Source organism: Mesorhizobium sp. Root552 (assembly GCF_001427285.1).
In the GTDB taxonomy this organism is placed as follows: Bacteria; Pseudomonadota; Alphaproteobacteria; order Rhizobiales; family Rhizobiaceae; genus Mesorhizobium.
The window spans coordinates 386,322-402,390 of sequence record NZ_LMFV01000045.1 but is presented as its reverse complement, the minus strand read 5'-3'; the positions used below and the strand labels follow the sequence as shown (position 1 = coordinate 402,390).

Here is a 16,069-nt window from a genome sequence, read left to right as displayed (position 1 = left end):
AATGTCTCGGCGCATTGCGTTCCTGCCTGGACCCGTCCCGATCCCATTTTGGGGTCGATGAACCGCCCAATCCTTGTGTTCAGGCAATCCCGGCAAGAAACGGATCGTTTCGCGGAATTGCTCTAGCGTTTCGATTTAAGCGCCCGGATGCCGGGATGCCAGAGCCGCCGCCAGTTTCGCAGCGATTTTTCATTCATTTTGCAGAAAAGCCCGGTTTTTAAACCGGGCTTTCGCCATTCCATGCGCAAAAGGAACTTAAGCCGACTTCTTCTTGTCGTCGTCTTCGTCGATTTCCTCGAAATCGGCATCGACCACGTCGCTGTCCTTGGCGGCATCCGCCTTGGCGTCCGCTTCGGCAGCTTCCTTCTGCGAGGCCTCGTACATGGCCTGGCCCAGCTTCATGGAAGCTTCGGCCAGCGCCTGGGTCTTGGCCTCGATCTCGGCAACGTCGTCGCCTTCCGCCGCGGTCTTAAGTCCGGCAATCGCGTCGGAAATCGCAGTACGCTCGGCTTCCGAAACCTTGTCGCCATATTCCTTCAACGACTTCTCGGAAGAATGCGCCAGCGCTTCGGCCTGGTTGCGGGCCTCGACAAGCGCCTTGCGCTTCTTGTCGGCCTCGGCGTTTGCCTCGGCGTCCTTCACCATCTTTTCAATGTCGGAGTCGCTAAGACCACCGGACGCCTGGATGCGTATCTGGTGCTCCTTGCCGGTGCCCTTGTCCTTGGCCGACACGTTGACGATGCCGTTGGCGTCGATGTCGAAAGTGACCTCGATCTGCGGCACGCCGCGCGGGGCCGGCGGAATGCCAACCAGGTCGAACTGGCCGAGCAGCTTGTTGTCCGCCGCCATTTCGCGCTCGCCCTGGAAGACGCGGATGGTGACGGCCGACTGCGAATCCTCGGCGGTCGAGAAGGTCTGGCTCTTCTTGGTCGGGATCGTGGTGTTGCGCTCGATGAGACGGGTGAACACGCCGCCCAAAGTCTCGATGCCGAGCGACAAAGGCGTCACGTCGAGCAACAGCACGTCCTTGACGTCGCCCTGCAGCACGCCGGCCTGGATGGCCGCGCCAAGCGCCACGACTTCATCCGGGTTGACGCCCTTGTGCGGCTCCTTGCCGAAGAACTGCTTCACGATTTCCTGGATCTTCGGCATGCGGGTCATGCCGCCGACCAGAACCACCTCGTCGATCTCGCCGGCTTTCAGGCCGGCATCCTTGAGCGCAGCCTTGCAAGGCGCGATGGTGCGCTGGACCAGATCATCGACCAGGCTCTCGAACTTGGCGCGGGTCAGCTTCAAGGTCAGGTGCTTGGGGCCGGTCGCGTCGGCGGTGATGAAGGGCAGGTTGATCTCGGTCTGCGTCGTCGACGACAGCTCGATCTTGGCCTTTTCCGCGGCTTCCTTGAGGCGCTGAAGGGCGAGCTTGTCGTTCTTCAGGTCGATGCCCTGTTCCTTCTTGAACTCGGCCGCCAGGTATTCGACCAGGCGCATGTCGAAGTCTTCGCCGCCGAGGAAGGTGTCGCCGTTGGTGGACTTCACCTCGAACACGCCGTCGCCGATCTCCAGCACGGAGATATCGAAGGTGCCGCCGCCAAGGTCATAAACGGCGATGGTCTTGCCGTCCTTCTTGTCGAGGCCGTAGGCCAGCGCGGCAGCGGTCGGTTCGTTGATGATGCGCAGCACTTCAAGGCCGGCGATCCTGCCGGCGTCCTTGGTGGCCTGGCGCTGGGCGTCGTTGAAATAGGCCGGAACGGTGATGACTGCCTTTTCGACCGTCTCGCCGAGATAGGCTTCCGCCGTTTCCTTCATCTTTTGCAGGATCATCGCGGAAATCTGCGACGGCGACTGCTTCTTGCCGCCTGCCTCGACCCAGGCGTCGCCATTGTCGCCCTTGACGATGTTGTAGGGGACAAGATCCTTGTCCTTGGCGGTGATGGGATCGTCATAGCGGCGGCCGATCAGGCGCTTGACCGCGAAAACGGTGTTTTCAGGATTGGTGACCGCCTGCCGCTTGGCCGGCTGGCCGACGAGGCGCTCGCCATCGCCACTGAAAGCGACAATCGATGGCGTGGTGCGTGCGCCTTCCGCATTCTCGATAACCTTGGCGTCCTTGCCGTCCATGACGGCGACGCAGGAATTGGTCGTTCCGAGGTCGATGCCGATTACTTTTGCCATTGGTTCAGTCTCTCCACTAAGCAGGCTTTCAAGGACCCTGTCAGGCGTTCCGGCGAAAGCCCCTGTTCACAGAAATTCCGTACACACCCGCGCATTGCGCGGCCGGCACGGTTGTGCGGCGTATATAAGAACAGGCCGCGCGGCGTGCAAGCGTTCTCCACCTCCCTGCCCAAGAACAAACAGGCGGTGCGTTTAAGGCGACGCTGTGTTCACCCGAATGAGATTTGAGCTTCAGGGTTGCCTGTGTGAAAGGATGCCGGTCAATCTGATGGAGCATTCCCGAAATGAAGCTTTTCTACATGCCCGGCGCCTGCTCGCTGGCTCCCCACATCGTTGCCAACGAGGCAGGCATCGATCTGGAGCTGGTCAAGGTCGATGGCGCCAGCAAGACGACCGAGGCCAAGCAGGACTATCTGGCCACCAATCCCAATGGCTACGTGCCGGCGCTCGTCCTCGATGACGGCGAAACGCTGACCGAGGCCACAGTCGTCATGCAGTACCTGGCTGACCGCAAGCCCGACAGTGGCCTGATACCGGCATCGGGCGAAATGAACCGCTACCGGGTGCAGCAATGGCTGAATTTCGTCGCGACCGAACTCCACAAGGGCTTCTCCCCGCTGTTCCGGCCGAACACGCCTGAAGAAACCAGGACAATCAACAAGGAACAGCTGACCAAGCGCGTCAAGTTCCTCGATACGCGCCTTGCCGATCGTTCCTACCTGATGGGCGACGTGTTCAGCGTGGCCGACGCCTACCTCTGGACCGTGCTCGGCTGGGCAAAGCATGTCGGCCTCGACCTTTCCGGTTTTGCCAATGTGCAGCGCTTCCTCGGCACGGTCGCCGCACGGCCAGCAGTCCAGAAGAGCCTGCGCGAAGAAGGTCTTGCGTAGGCGAACCCGATAGACTTCCGGATGGGCGGCGCCTTCATCGAACGCTGAAGGCTGCCGCCCGACCGGCGCTGCGTCCCGAAAAGATGCAGCCGCCGAGGAAGGTGCCCTCCAGCGCGGCATAGCCGTGCATGCCGCCGCCGCCGAAGCCTGCGACCTCGCCTGCGGCGTAAAGGCCGGGAACGGGCTGGCCGCCGGCATCGAGAACACGGCTGTCGAGATCGGTCTCGAGGCCACCCAGGGTCTTGCGCGTCAGGATGTTGAGCCGGACTGCGATCAGCGGCCCGTTTTCCGGGTCGAGCATCTTGTGGGGGCGAGCCGTGCGGATCAGCCGGTCGCCGATATAGGCGCGCGCGCCGCGTAGCGCCGTGACCTGCATGTCCTTGCCATAAGGATTTTCGAGCTGGCGATCGCGTGCGCGGATCTCGCGCTCGATCTGCTCCCTGGTCAGCAGCGGCTCGCCGCCCGCCAGCCTGTTCATGCGCTCTACCAGCAAGCCCAGGTCGCGCTCGACAATGAAATCCTCGCCCTTGTCCATGAACGCCCTGACCGGGCCGGGGATGCCGCTTGTCGCGCGCTGCAACACCTTTCTCCAGCTCTTGCCAGTCAGGTCCGGGTTCTGTTCGGAGCCGGACAGGGCGAACTCCTTGCGGATGATCTTCTCGGTCAGGATAAACCAGGAATAGTCGAACCCGGTCTTCATGATGTGCGTCAGCGTCGCCAGCGTGTCGAAGCCGGGATAGAGCGGCGCCGGCAGGCGCTTGCCCCTTGCGTCGAGCCACAGCGAGGACGGGCCGGGCAGGATGCGGATGGCATGGTCGGTCCAGACCGGCGCCCAGTTTCGGATGCCTTCGACATAGTGCCACATACGATCGGGATTGATGATCCTGCCGCCCGCCGCCTCGGTGATGCCGAGCATGCGACCGTCAACATGATCGGGAACGCCGCTGATCATGTTTTTCGGCGCATCGCCCAGCCTTGCCGGCCAGTTGCGGCGCACCAGTTGGTGATTGGCGCCGATGCCGCCCGAGGCGACGATCACCAACTGCGCCTTCAGTTCGAACTCGCCGACTTTGCCGCGCGAACTCTTGCGGCCGCGCTCGACCGAGCTTTCCTCCAGAATTTCGCCGCGCACGCCTGTGACAACACCTCCGGCCTTGACCAGTTCGCTGACCCGGTGGCGAAAGCGGAAGCCAATGAGACCGGCCTTTTCGGCCTCGCGCACACGCTGAATGAAAGGCTCGATGACACCCGGTCCCGTTCCCCATGTAATGTGAAAACGCGGCACGGAATTGCCGTGGCCGGTCGCATTGCCGCCGCCACGCTCCGCCCAGCCGACGACCGGAAAGAATTTCAGGCCGCGCTGCTTGAGCCATGAGCGCTTTTCGCCGGCGGCGAACCCCAGATAGGCCTCCGCCCACCGGCGCGGCCAATGGTCGTCTGCGCGGTCGAAGCCAGCCGTACCCATCCAGTCATCGTGTGCCAATTCATAGGAATCGCGGATGCCCATGCGCCGCTGTTCCGGTGAATCGACAAGGAAGAGTCCGCCGAACGACCAGAACGCCTGGCCGCCGAGGGACTGCTCCGGTTCCTGATCGACGATGACGACCTTCTTGCCGGCCTCGACCAGTTCCGCCGCAGCGACCAGGCCCGCAAGTCCGGCTCCGACAATGATGACATCGGCGTCGTAACCCATTGGCTTCCTCGACAGCTTTCAAACCACGCCGCCATTCAAGCCGAGCCTGCCGGTTGCTGCAATCGCAGTGAATGGCTTCGGTCGATTTTGCATCCATCCCGGCACTTCAATCGGGAGTCGGAGCCAAAATAGCCTGAAAGATTTGACGTTGCAGCGCTGCCCGCATAGAGCAGGCGCGCCGGCAGCATGGACGGCGGCTCTAGCAGGACCATAGACATGGCCGGAACAGGCATCCTCGATCTCAACCCGGAACTCCTCTCCGCCGCGGCGGAGAGCAAAGCCTGGCCGTTCGAGGAAGCCAAGAAAATCATCGCCCGCTACGCAAAAAGCGGGCTTCCGGACACCGTCCTGTTCGAGACCGGCTACGGCCCGTCAGGCTTGCCGCATATCGGCACCTTCGGTGAAGTTGCGCGCACGACCATGGTGCGCCACGCCTTCCGCATCCTCACGCAAGACAAGGTGAAGACGCGGCTCCTGTGCTTCTCCGACGATATGGACGGGATGCGCAAGATACCGGACAACGTGCCCGACAAGGCGTTCCTGGAACCCTATCTGCACATGCCGCTGACCTCGGTGCCCAATCCGTTCGGCGGCGACTACGAGAGCTTCGGCCACCACAACAACGCGATGCTGCGCCGCTTCCTCGACACGTTCGGCTTCGACTACGAGTTCGCCAGCGCCACCGACTATTACAAGTCCGGCCGCTTCGATGACGTGCTGCTGCGCGCCGCGGCCCGCTACGACGACATCATGAAGGTCATGCTGCCGACGCTCGGCCAGGAGCGGCAGGCAACCTACAGCCCGTTCCTGCCGATCTCGCCAAAGTCCGGCCGCGTGCTCTACGTGCCGATGAAGCATGTCGACGCCAAGGCGGGAACCATCACATTTGACGACGAGGACGGCACCGAAACCACGCTTCCCGTGACAGGCGGCAAGGTGAAGATGCAGTGGAAGCCCGATTTCGGCATGCGCTGGGCAGCGCTCGGCGTCGATTTCGAGATGTTCGGCAAGGACCACCAGACCAACGCGCCGATCTATGACCGCATCTGCGAGATTCTCGGCGGCCGCGCGCCGGAACACTTCGTCTACGAACTGTTCCTCGACGAAAACGGCCAGAAGATATCGAAGTCGAAGGGCAACGGCCTGACCATCGACGAATGGCTGACCTACGCGCCGACCGAAAGCCTCGGCCTCTACATGTACCAGAAGCCGCGAGTGGCGAAGAAACTCTATTTCGACGTCATCCCGCGCGCCGTTGAGGAGTACTATACCTTCCTGTCGGCCTACCCGCGGCAGGACTGGAAGAACCGGCTCGGCAATCCGGTCTGGCACATGCACAGCGGCAACCCGCCTGCCATCGACTTGGCGGTGCCGTTCTCGCTGCTGCTCAATCTGGTCAGCGCCTCCAACGCCCAGAACAAGGATGTCCTGTGGGGCTTCATCTCGCGCTATGCGCCCGGGGCGTCGCCGGAAAAGAACCCGGAACTCGATCGCCTGACCGGTTACGCGATCCGCTATTTCGAGGATTTCGTAAAGCCGTCGAAGGTCTACCGCGCTCCCGACGACGTCGAGCGCGACGCGCTCGCCAGGCTGTCGGACGCACTGGCTGCGCTGCCCGCGGATGCCGACGGCGAAGCGATCCAGACCGCCACGCTCAATGTCGCGCGCAAGATCGAGCGCTATCAGGATCACACCAAGCAAAGCCCCGAAGGCGGCCCCGGCGTTTCGGTCGCGTTCTTCCAGATGATCTACCAGGTGCTGATCGGCCAGGAACGCGGCCCGCGCTTCGGCTCGTTCGCCGCGCTCTACGGCATCGGCGAAACGCGCGCGCTCATTGCGCAGGCTCTGGCTGGGCAACTGGCGGCATAAGTTCCTCGCCGGACAGGTCGATGATGCTGTCCGGCGTCGCCGGCGCCGTGCCGGTGCTTCCGGTCAGCGGTGGGACGTCGGTGCTTTCAGGTGCCGCACCATAGATACCCTTGCGCAGGCTGCGCGCCTTTTCGCCGGCCTCCTCGTAAGGGCTGCCCTTTTCAGGTCGCGCCCAGCCGTTTTCGACCAGCCATTCGCCGACGTCCTTCTTGCCCGACCGGCAACGGACCGTGAATTCGCCTCGATCTTTGTCAGGGGGAATGGCGCAGACGACGGCCAGTCCGCGCAGGAAGGCCCGGAAAGCGCCAAGCGCGTGCGCTCCGCACGTCCAATCCTTGCCATTGTCGAGGCAGGTTTCGTCGCTCTTCACGACATCGATGCCGGCAATGGTGACCGAATAGCGCTGCGCGGCAACCACGCCCGCCGACGAAGCGAAGGGCCGAAACAGGGTCGTGCCCTTCCAGTCGCCGGAGAGTTTCGGCTTTGGCGGTTCGGCCAACGCCAGGTCGCTCAACGGCTGGCGCGGCGCGACGCGCTCCAGTTCCACACCGTCAAGCTGCGGTGGAGCCACCACAAGCGGTTCGATCGACCTGGAATTTGCGGGCGGCGGACCAGGTCTGCTCGATGGCGCGGTTGCGACTGCCGAAGAAGCCCCCGCCGAAACGCCCTCCAGAGCGGAAGGCTGTTGTTCAACCGACGACGGAAGCACCGCCCGCCCGCCGGCAACTATCAGAGCGCCCGTGGTCAAGACGCTCAAGGCTGCAAATGCTGCGTGCAGCGGCCGCATACCGGGCGCTACTGGCTCGCCCAGACGATCCGCGCCACCCATTCGATTTCGTGAGCAGGAATGTCGCGATTCGGATGTTCCGGGTTCAACGAAACGAGAAGGATCGATTTCTCGGTCTGGCGGCTCAACACCTTGGCCATCACCTCGCCGGCTGTTGTCTTGACGACGACGCGGTCGCCCTTTTGCACGCGCGCGCCGGGCTCCACGATCAGGACATCGCCATTGCGGTAAAGCGGCAGCATGGAATCGCCCTGCACCTTCAGCGCATAGGAAGCCGCGGTCGATTGCGCCGGCAATTCGACAAGATCCCAGCCGTGGCCGACCGGAAAACCCGAATCGTCGAAGAAGCCGCCCGCGCCTGCCTGGGCAAAGCCCACCAGCGGCACGGTGGGGCGCTGCGCCGGCAGCGCATCCGCGTCGGGGCGCGTGCCAAGCAATTTCATGAACTCGTCCAGCGACGCCCCGGTCGCTTCCATGATCTTGGCAAGCGATTCCGTCGAAGGCCAGCGGGGACGCCCATCCGAGGACAGGCGCTTCGATTTGTTGAAGGCGGTCGAGTCCAGTCCCGCGCGCCGGGCAAGACCCGATGCCGAGAGCGAATAGCGCTCTGCGAGCGCGTCTATGGCAGCCCAAACACGGTCATGCGAGAGCATGGGGGCTCTCCCTGGAGAGGAAAAAATACCTTTGGCTTCGTTGTAATCCCGGTGTCGCCGATTGTCCACCTTGGCCGGACCGGGCGGCCCCGGCGCGCGCCGTGATCCCTATTCGGCGGGGGTGGATTTCGTTTCAGCGCGCAGCGTCTGGTGCGACCTCAGGAATGCCTGCTCGATGTCGCTCAAGGGGCGCGGCGTCGCCGGATATCCAAGCGCCGCGACAACCTCGTCGATTAGCACAAAACGGCGTTGGGAACGATCGTAGACACCGGCGGTCGTCATCACCGTTGCGGCAACCTCGCCGTTTTCGAGGATGAAGCGGTGCTTGCCAATGACCTGCGTCCCCTCCCAGGTCTGGATCGACGACAACACCTCGAAACGCTGCCAAAGCCTGATCTCGCGCGCATAGACGACCTGCAGCCCACCCAGCATCGGCGCCCACTTCCGCTTGCGCGCAACGCCGAGCAGACCGGCGCGGACGAAAATGTCGATGCGGCCAAGGTCGGCCAGCATCATATAGCGGGCATTGTTGAGATGCAGGTTGGAATCGATATCGCTCGGCAGGCAGCGGAAGGCCAGCCGGCCTTCCCCGCCGGGGGCATAAGGGCCACGGCTTCGTGCCGTGGCCACGACCCGCGCAAGTCGCGCCCAGACATACATGCCGGCTGGTCAGGCTGCCTTCTTCGCCTGCTCCCCGCCATAGGGATTGAAACGCTGATAGAAGGTCTCGCCCTTGTCAGCCATGTCGAGCAGCAGCTTGGGCGCCTTGAACTCCGCGCCGTATTTCTTCTGCAGCCGCTTGGCTGTCTGGACGAATTCCTTCACGCCAATACCGTCGATGTAGGACAGCGCGCCGCCGGTATAGGGCGCAAAACCGAACGCCAGGATCGAGCCGACATCGGCCTCGCGCGGATCGACGACGATCTTTTCTTCCATGACGCGTGCCGCTTCCAGCGCAATCACCGTCAAGAGGCGCTGCTTCAGTTCCTCGAAGTCGACCTCTTCGGCCTTCTTCTGAGGACAGAGGTCCTTGAGACCCGGCCACAGCTTCTTCTTTGCCGGCTTGGCGGGGTAGTCGTAAAAGCCCTTGCCGTTCTTGCGGCCAAAGCGCTGATGGGTGTCGACCATGGTGTTGATGAGCGCCATCTGCTTGGGGTCCACCGCCTTTTCGCCAAGGTCGCGGATGGTCTGCTTCATGATCTTCTGGGCGAGATCGACGGCCGTCTCGTCGGTCAGCGCCAGCGGCCCGACCGGCATGCCGGCAGCCTTGGCGGCATTCTCGATCATCGGTGCCGGCACGCCCTCGATCAGCATCTTGTAGGCTTCCGACATGTAGCGCAGCACGCAGCGGTTGACGTAGAAACCGCGCGTGTCGTTGACGACGATCGGCGTCTTCTTGATGGCGCGCACGAAGTCGATGGCCGTTGCCAGCGCCTTGTCGCCCGTCTTCTTGCCGAGGATGATCTCGACCAGCATCATCTTGTCGACCGGCGAGAAGAAATGGATGCCGACGAAATTCTTCGGCCGCGCCGAGTTCTTGGCAAGCGCGGTAATCGGAATGGTCGAGGTGTTGGAAGCGAAAACCGCCGACGGCTTCAACACCGCCTCCGCCTGTTCGGTGGCGCTCTTCTTGACCGCCGAATCCTCGAACACCGCCTCGACGACGAGATCGCAGCCGGCCAGATCCGCATAGCTGGCGGTCGGCGTGATCAGCGACAAAAGCTTTTCCTTTTCTTCAGGCTTGGTCCGGCCCTTCTTGATCAGCCCGTCCATCAGCTCGGCGGAATGCGCCTTGCCCTTTTCCGCGGACGCGGTATCGCGGTCCAGCAACACCACCGGAATGCCGGCCTTGGCGGTGACATGGGCGATGCCCGCACCCATGAAGCCTGCGCCCAGTATGCCGATTTTCCTGAACTTGGTGTCCGGGACGCCTTCCGGCCGGCGCGCGCCCTTGTTCAATTCCTGCAGCGAGACAAACAGCGAGCGGATCATAGCCGCCGCTTCCTTGGTCTGCATGATCTCGGTGAAATAGCGCTGCTCGATGCGCAGCGCCGTATCGAACGGCACCAAAAGGCCTTCATAGACGCATTTCAGGATCGCCGAAGCCGCCGGATAATTGCCGTATGTTTCGCGGCGCAGGATGGCGATTGCCGGTGGCCACAGGTTTGCGCCGGCCATCGAGTAAACCGGCCCACCGGGGATCTTGAAACCCTTCTGGTCCCATGGCGCAACGGCGCTGAGGCCGTTCTTGATCATCGCCTTTGCCGTCTCGACCAGCTTGGCCGGCTCAGCAACTTCATGGACAAGCCCCATGCCCTTGGCCTTCTGCGGCGTCAGCGTCTGGCCGGAGGTCAGCATCTGCAGGGCAGCCTGCGTGTCGGCAAGGCGCGGCACGCGCTGGGTACCGCCGGCGCCCGGGAAAATGCCGATCTTCACCTCGGGAAGCGCCATCTTCACCTTGTCCGAGTTGGCGGCGACCCGGCCGTGGCAGGCGAGTGAAAGCTCGAAAGCCCCACCCATGCAGGTTCCGTTGATGGCCGAGACCCACGGCTTGCCGCAGGTCTCGAGCTTGCGGAACAGGCCGGTCATGTAGCCGGCCGTCTCGAACAGCTTCTGCGTTGCCTTTTCGAAATTGCCGGCCTTCTCCTTGGCGTAGGTCTTCAGCATCGTCTGCAGCATGGTGATGTCGGCGCCGCCGGAAAAGGTATCCTTGCCCGACGTGATCACCGCGCCCTTGATGCCGGCCTCGCCGGTCACCCGGTCAACGATGGTGTTCAGTTCGCGCATCACCTCTTCGGTAAACACATTCATCGAACGGTCGGGCATGTCCCAGGTGATCAGGGCAATGCCGTCGGCGTCGGTTTCCAGCGTGAAATTCTTGTAGGTCATTGTTCCGCCTCCGGTCAGACGCGTTCGATGATGGTGGCGGTGCCCATGCCGGCACCGATGCACAAGGTCACCAAGGCGGTGTTGAGGTTGCGCCTTTCAAGCTCATCCAGCACCGTTCCGAAGATCATCGCACCGGTGGCCCCCAACGGATGGCCCATGGCGATCGCGCCGCCGTTGACGTTGATCTTGTCATGCGCAATGTCGAAAGCCTGCATGTAGCGCAGCACCACCGAGGCAAAGGCCTCGTTGAGTTCGAACAGGTCGATGTCCGAAATCTTCATCCCGGCGCGCTTCAAAAGCTTTTCCGTCACATCGACCGGCCCGGTCAGCATCAGCACCGGTTCGGAGCCGATATTGGCGAAGGCGCGAATACGGGCGCGTGGCTTCATGCCCAGCATCTTGCCGGCCTTCTTCGAGCCCAGCAGCACAGCAGCAGCGCCATCGACGATGCCGGATGAATTACCGGCATGATGGACGTGGTTCACCTCCTCGATCTCCGGGTGCTTCTGCACGGCGACGGCATCGAAACCGCCCATTTCACCCGGCATGACAAAGGAGGGATTGAGCGCGGCCAGCGACTGCATGTCGGTCGAGGGCCGCATGTGTTCGTCGCGGTCGAGAATGGTCAGGCCATTCTGGTCCTTGATCGGGACGACGGAGTTCTTGAACCAGCCCTTGTCCCAGGCGTGCGCGGCGCGCTTCTGGCTCTCGACCGCGTAGGCATCGACGTCGTCGCGGGAAAATCCGTATTTGGTGGCGATGAGGTCGGCCGAAATGCCCTGCGGCACGAACCAGCCCGGCAGGCCCACCGATGGGTCCATGAACCATGCGCCGCCGGCGGCGCCCATGCCGACGCGGCTCATCGATTCCACGCCACCGGCAATGACGATGTCGTCGGCGCCCTGCGCGATCTTGGCCGCACCGAAATTGATGGCGTCCAGCCCAGAGGCGCAGAAGCGCGAGATCTGCATGCCGGGCGCCTTGTCGTCGTAGCCGGCTTCGAAAGCGGCGGCGCGCGGGATCACCGCACCGGCCTCTCCGACCGGATCGACACAGCCGAAAATGATGTCATCGACCGTTCCGGTATCCATGCCGTTGCGGTCGCGGATGGCTTCCAGCGTCTTCGCCGTCAGGCGCACCGCCGGCACCTCATGCAGCGCCCCGTCCTTCTTGCCACGGCCGCGCGGCGTGCGCACGGCGTCATAGACATAAGCTTCAGCCATTTTTCAGCTCCTTGTTATGTAGACCCGGCTGCTCACAGCGAGCGCCCGATCAAAAGCTTCATGATTTCGTTGGTGCCGCCATAGATGCGCTGCACACGGGCATCGCGCCACATGCGCGCAATCGGATATTCGTTCATGTAGCCGTAGCCGCCGTGGAGTTGCAGGCACTCGTCCATCACCTTGCCCTGAAGATCGGACAGCCAGTACTTGGCCATCGAAGCCGTAACAGGGTCGAGGCCGCCGGCGATGTGGCGTTTCACGCAGTCATTGTAAAAAACCCGGCCGATGGTGATTTCGGTCTTGAGCTCGGCCAGCTTGAACTGGGTGTTCTGGAAATCGATGATCTTCTGGCCGAAGGCCTTGCGTTCCTTGACGTAGTCGATGGTGAGCGCGAGCGCGCGTTCCGCCATGGCAATCGCCGTCGTGCCGATCATCAGGCGTTCCTGCGGCAGTTGCTGCATCAGCTGAACGAAGCCCTGGCCTTCGTCATTTCCCAGCAGATTGGCGGTCGGCACGCGCACGTCATTGAAGAACAGCTCGGAGGTGTCGTTGGCCTTCAACCCGATCTTGTCGAGGTTGCGCCCGCGCTCGAAGCCTTCGACCTCGTCGGTCTCGACAACGATGAGCGACGTGCCCTTGGCGCCCTTGGCCGGATCGGTCTTGGTGACGACGACAATGAGATTGGCCAGCTGGCCATTGGTGATGAAGGTCTTGGAGCCGTTGATGCGATACTGGTTGCCGTCCCGCTCCGCGCGCGTCTTGACACCTTGCAGATCCGAACCCGCACCCGGTTCCGTCATGGCGATGGCGCCGATCAGTTCGCCGCTCGCCAGGCGCGGCAGCCACTTCTTCTTCTGATCTTCCGAGCCGTAATGAAGGATGTAGGGCGTGACGATGGCGTTGTGCAGGCCGATGCCGAAGCCGTCGACGCCGACATGGCCGATGGCTTCGATGATCGCGCTCTCGTGCGCAAAGGTTCCGCCCGCGCCGCCATACTGTTCCGGCATGGAGGCGCACAGAAGCCCTGCCTCACCGGCCTTCTTCCAGGCGGAGCGATCGACCACCTCGTTCTTCTCGTAGGTGTCGTAATGCGGTGCAATCTCATCCGCCATGAAGCGGTTCGCCATGTCGTAGAGCATGGCGACATCTTCACTTACCCAGTCGGGCTTCGGCAGGGACAGGATTTCCGACGGGTTGGCCAAGGCAAGCTGCTCCTGAAAATATCTACCCGATCAAAACGCCTCTGCCGGCAACGCCATCATGGTGTCCGCGCCGGAAGAGATGCGGGCGAGATGCGCCGCCGTTTCCGGCATGACACGCTCCATGAAATAGCGGCCGGTGACAATCTTGTTCTCATGGAAGGATGCCACGCCATCGGCGGTTTCGCCAAGCCTCGCCTGCGAGACCTTGACCATGCGGCCCCACATGTAGCCGAGCGCCACCAGCCCGAAGAGATGGAGGTAGTCGGTCGAGGCCGCACCTGCATTGTCCGGCTTCTGCATGGCATTCTGCATCAGCCACATCGTTGCCGCCTGCAGGTCGTTGAGGCCCTTCTTGAGCGCCTTGGTGAACGGGGCCAGCTTCTCTTCACCGCGATTTTCCTCGCAGAAATCGCCGACCTCCTTGAAGAAGGCCTGCACGGCGCGGCCGCCGTTCTGCGCCAGCTTGCGGCCGACCAGATCGAGCGCCTGGATGCCGTTGGCGCCTTCGTAGATCATGGCGATACGGGCATCGCGCACGAACTGGCTCATGCCGTGTTCTTCGATATAGCCATGGCCGCCGAACACCTGCTGCGCCATGACCGCATGGTCGAAGCCCTTGTCGGTCAGGACGCCTTTCACGATCGGCGTCATGAGGCTGAGCTGGTCGTCCGCCGCCTGGCGGTCCGTGTCGTCGCCGGAACGATGGGCGACGTCCGAGTTCAATGCCGTCCACAACAACAGCGCGCGGCCGGCCTCGTTGAACGCCTTCATCGTCATCAGGTTGCGGCGGACATCGGGGTGGACGATGATCGGATCGGCCTTGCCGTCCTTGTTCTTCGGGCCGGTCAGCGAGCGGCCCTGCAGGCGCTCCCTGGCGTAGTTCACGGCGTTCTGGTAGGCGACCTCCGACAGCGAAAGCCCCTGCAGACCGACGCCGAGACGCGCCTCGTTCATCATCACGAACATCGCCTTCAGGCCGCCATTCTCCTCGCCGAGCAGCGTTCCTTGCGCCTCGTCATAATTCATGACGCAAGTGGCGTTGCCGTGGATGCCCATCTTCTCCTCGATCGAGCCGCACGAAACCTTGTTGCGCGCGCCGGGGTTCCCGGCGCCGTCCAGCTGGAACTTCGGCACGATGAACAGCGAAATGCCCTTCACGCCCTCGGGCGCGCCTTCGATGCGGGCCAGCACGAGGTGCACGATGTTGTCGGCCATGTCGTGCTCGCCGGCAGAGATGAATATCTTCTGGCCGGAAATCTTGTAGGTGCCATCGCCGTTCGGCACCGCCTTGGTGCGCAGCAGGCCGAGATCGGTGCCGCAATGCGGCTCGGTCAGGTTCATGGTCCCGGTCCACGCACCCTCGATCATCTTCGGCAGGAAAGTCTTTTTCTGCTCGTCGCTGCCATGAACCACTATTGCCGCGATCGCGCCTTGCGTCAGGCCGGGATACATCATCAGCGCCATGTTGGCGGACGAGAGAAACTCGCCCACCGCCGTATGCACCGTATATGGCAGGCCCTGGCCGCCGAACTCTGCGGGAGCAGCAAGCCCCATCCAGCCGCCGTCGCGATATTGGTCGAAGGCTTCCCTGAAGCCCTTGGGCGTCGTCACCGATCCGTCGTCGTGACGCTCGCAGCCTTCCATGTCGCCAATCCTGTTGACCGGCTGCATGACGTTCTCGGCAAGCTTCGCGCCTTCGGCCAGAATCGCCTCGAGCACGTCGGGCGAGGCATCGGCAAAGCCGGGCAGGTTCGAATAGCGTCCGTAGCCCAGCACGTCGTTCAGCAGGTAAAGCGTATCCTGAACCGGCGCATGATAGATCGGCATCCTGTCTTTCCTCCAGCCCCTGTGCCGCCAATGTCCGACCGCGTCAGGTCGCAACTGGTCCGGCGATGCGTCCCTGTAGCAAATATTGACGTTTGCGTAAACGTCAATATTGGAACCACGGCAAATTTTGGATGCCCGCGTCCAGCCACGAGCATCGCCGCGGTCAATCTGGAGAGAAATTGCCGCCAGCGCAAACATGTCGAACAGCCGCGACGGCCCGATGACACCGGCTTGGCCGATGCCCGTCGAGCCGTGAACGGCTTTTTTGCCTGACCGGAAACGCCTGCCCTAGTTGGCGGCGCCCGACGACGCCGCCGACCGCTCGGCCAGCATGCGGCGGATATCCGCCATCGAGTTGCTCAACTCGTTGATGGCTTCGTCGAGAAGCGCGCGCTGCTTGTGCAGGCGCGACAATTGCTTGTCCGACTTGTCCAGCGCCACCTTGAGCTGCTTGATGTTGGCGCCGGACGGATCATACAGGTCCATCAACTGCTTGACGTCCCGCAGGGAGAAGCCGACCTTGCGGCCGAGCAGGATGAGCTTGAGCCGCGCCTTGTCGCGGTGCGTGTAGAGCCTTGTCGCACCATCGCGCAGTGGGCTGATGAGGCCCTTGTCCTCATAGAAGCGCAAGGTGCGCAAGGTCACGCCGAATTGCTTGGCCATTTCGCCGATACGCTCCAGCTCGCCGGCCGGATGGTTCAGAATGTCATTTTGAAAGGCCGCTGTGTCGACGGCCGGCATCGATTTCATCATTGGGTTATCCTGGGTTGCAGCACGGCGCTCACAGGGCCTGCCGCTTACGCGGAAGCGCGTTTCAACTTCCGGTTCTGGTTTCAACTTCCACTAAAGCGGCGCATCGCAATT

Annotated in this window: 12 protein-coding genes; 2 read left to right on the top strand and 10 right to left on the bottom strand. The window is 62.6% G+C overall.

Annotated elements, in window-relative coordinates:
- Positions 1-255 precede the first annotated feature (255 nt).
- Positions 256-2,172 carry a molecular chaperone DnaK gene (dnaK, locus tag ASD50_RS17025; protein ID WP_056243545.1) on the bottom strand — a complete coding sequence of 639 codons (1,917 nt, stop codon included), beginning with the start codon at positions 2,170-2,172 and terminating at the stop codon, positions 256-258.
- Between the two features lie 284 nt (positions 2,173-2,456).
- Between dnaK and gstA the strand changes: the two genes are divergently transcribed.
- Positions 2,457-3,062 carry a glutathione transferase GstA gene (gstA, locus tag ASD50_RS17020; RefSeq protein WP_056243544.1) on the top strand — a complete coding sequence of 202 codons (606 nt, stop codon included), beginning with the start codon at positions 2,457-2,459 and terminating at the stop codon, positions 3,060-3,062.
- Positions 3,063-3,096: 34 nt separating this feature from the next.
- Here the strand turns inward: gstA and ASD50_RS17015 are convergent, their stop codons facing one another.
- On the bottom strand, positions 3,097-4,755 hold the full coding sequence (locus ASD50_RS17015) for an FAD-binding dehydrogenase (RefSeq protein ID WP_056243542.1): 1,659 nt from the start codon (positions 4,753-4,755) through the stop codon (positions 3,097-3,099).
- Positions 4,756-4,971: 216 nt separating this feature from the next.
- Between ASD50_RS17015 and ASD50_RS17010 the strand changes: the two genes are divergently transcribed.
- Entirely contained in the window at positions 4,972-6,624 is a 1,653-nt protein-coding gene (locus ASD50_RS17010) for a lysine--tRNA ligase (RefSeq protein ID WP_056243540.1), read from the top strand.
- On the opposite strand, the gene ASD50_RS17005 is transcribed toward ASD50_RS17010, so the two are convergent.
- The 8 genes from ASD50_RS17005 to ASD50_RS16970 all read right to left on the bottom strand — a co-directional run bounded on the left by ASD50_RS17005 (position 6,587) and on the right by ASD50_RS16970 (position 15,955).
- On the bottom strand, positions 6,587-7,453 hold the full coding sequence (locus ASD50_RS17005; RefSeq protein ID WP_244484560.1) for a thermonuclease family protein: 867 nt from the start codon (positions 7,451-7,453) through the stop codon (positions 6,587-6,589). The two genes, ASD50_RS17010 and ASD50_RS17005, sit on opposite strands and share 38 nt — an antisense overlap.
- On the bottom strand, positions 7,420-8,064 hold the full coding sequence (locus tag ASD50_RS17000) for a helix-turn-helix transcriptional regulator (RefSeq protein WP_056243538.1): 645 nt from the start codon (positions 8,062-8,064) through the stop codon (positions 7,420-7,422). Before ASD50_RS17000 ends, ASD50_RS17005 begins: the two co-directional genes overlap by 34 nt.
- A 108-nt stretch (positions 8,065-8,172) precedes the next feature.
- Positions 8,173-8,724, bottom strand: coding sequence for a thioesterase family protein (locus tag ASD50_RS16995; protein WP_056243535.1), 552 nt, complete (start codon positions 8,722-8,724; stop codon positions 8,173-8,175).
- A gap of 9 nt (positions 8,725-8,733) precedes the next feature.
- Positions 8,734-10,953, bottom strand: a complete 2,220-nt coding sequence (locus ASD50_RS16990; RefSeq protein ID WP_056243533.1) for a 3-hydroxyacyl-CoA dehydrogenase NAD-binding domain-containing protein — start codon at positions 10,951-10,953, stop codon at positions 8,734-8,736.
- Between the two features lie 14 nt (positions 10,954-10,967).
- On the bottom strand, positions 10,968-12,176 hold the full coding sequence (locus tag ASD50_RS16985; RefSeq protein WP_056243531.1) for an acetyl-CoA C-acetyltransferase: 1,209 nt from the start codon (positions 12,174-12,176) through the stop codon (positions 10,968-10,970).
- 32 nt (positions 12,177-12,208) lie between these two features.
- Positions 12,209-13,378: an acyl-CoA dehydrogenase family protein gene (locus ASD50_RS16980; protein WP_413813899.1), complete on the bottom strand. Its 1,170-nt coding sequence runs from the start codon at positions 13,376-13,378 to the stop codon at positions 12,209-12,211.
- A gap of 30 nt (positions 13,379-13,408) precedes the next feature.
- Positions 13,409-15,205, bottom strand: coding sequence for an acyl-CoA dehydrogenase (locus tag ASD50_RS16975; RefSeq protein ID WP_056243528.1), 1,797 nt, complete (start codon positions 15,203-15,205; stop codon positions 13,409-13,411).
- Positions 15,206-15,493: 288 nt separating this feature from the next.
- The gene (locus tag ASD50_RS16970) at positions 15,494-15,955 is read right to left on the bottom strand and encodes a MerR family transcriptional regulator (RefSeq protein WP_056243526.1); all 462 of its coding nucleotides are present in this window, start codon (positions 15,953-15,955) and stop codon (positions 15,494-15,496) included.
- Positions 15,956-16,069 lie beyond the last annotated feature (114 nt).

Excerpts from the sequence above, each read along its gene's own strand:
- dnaK (WP_056243545.1), bottom strand. The coding sequence starts at position 2,172 with ATGGCAAAAGTAATCGGCATCGACCTCGGAACGACCAATTCCTGCGTC.
- gstA (WP_056243544.1), top strand. The coding sequence starts at position 2,457 with ATGAAGCTTTTCTACATGCCCGGCGCCTGCTCGCTGGCTCCCCACATC.
- ASD50_RS17015 (WP_056243542.1), bottom strand. The coding sequence starts at position 4,755 with ATGGGTTACGACGCCGATGTCATCATTGTCGGAGCCGGACTTGCGGGC.
- ASD50_RS17010 (WP_056243540.1), top strand. The coding sequence starts at position 4,972 with ATGGCCGGAACAGGCATCCTCGATCTCAACCCGGAACTCCTCTCCGCC.
- ASD50_RS17005 (WP_244484560.1), bottom strand. The coding sequence starts at position 7,453 with ATGGGTGGCGCGGATCGTCTGGGCGAGCCAGTAGCGCCCGGTATGCGG.
- ASD50_RS17000 (WP_056243538.1), bottom strand. The coding sequence starts at position 8,064 with ATGCTCTCGCATGACCGTGTTTGGGCTGCCATAGACGCGCTCGCAGAG.
- ASD50_RS16995 (WP_056243535.1), bottom strand. The coding sequence starts at position 8,724 with ATGTATGTCTGGGCGCGACTTGCGCGGGTCGTGGCCACGGCACGAAGC.
- ASD50_RS16990 (WP_056243533.1), bottom strand. The coding sequence starts at position 10,953 with ATGACCTACAAGAATTTCACGCTGGAAACCGACGCCGACGGCATTGCC.
- ASD50_RS16985 (WP_056243531.1), bottom strand. The coding sequence starts at position 12,176 with ATGGCTGAAGCTTATGTCTATGACGCCGTGCGCACGCCGCGCGGCCGT.
- ASD50_RS16975 (WP_056243528.1), bottom strand. The coding sequence starts at position 15,205 with ATGCCGATCTATCATGCGCCGGTTCAGGATACGCTTTACCTGCTGAAC.
- ASD50_RS16970 (WP_056243526.1), bottom strand. The coding sequence starts at position 15,955 with ATGAAATCGATGCCGGCCGTCGACACAGCGGCCTTTCAAAATGACATT.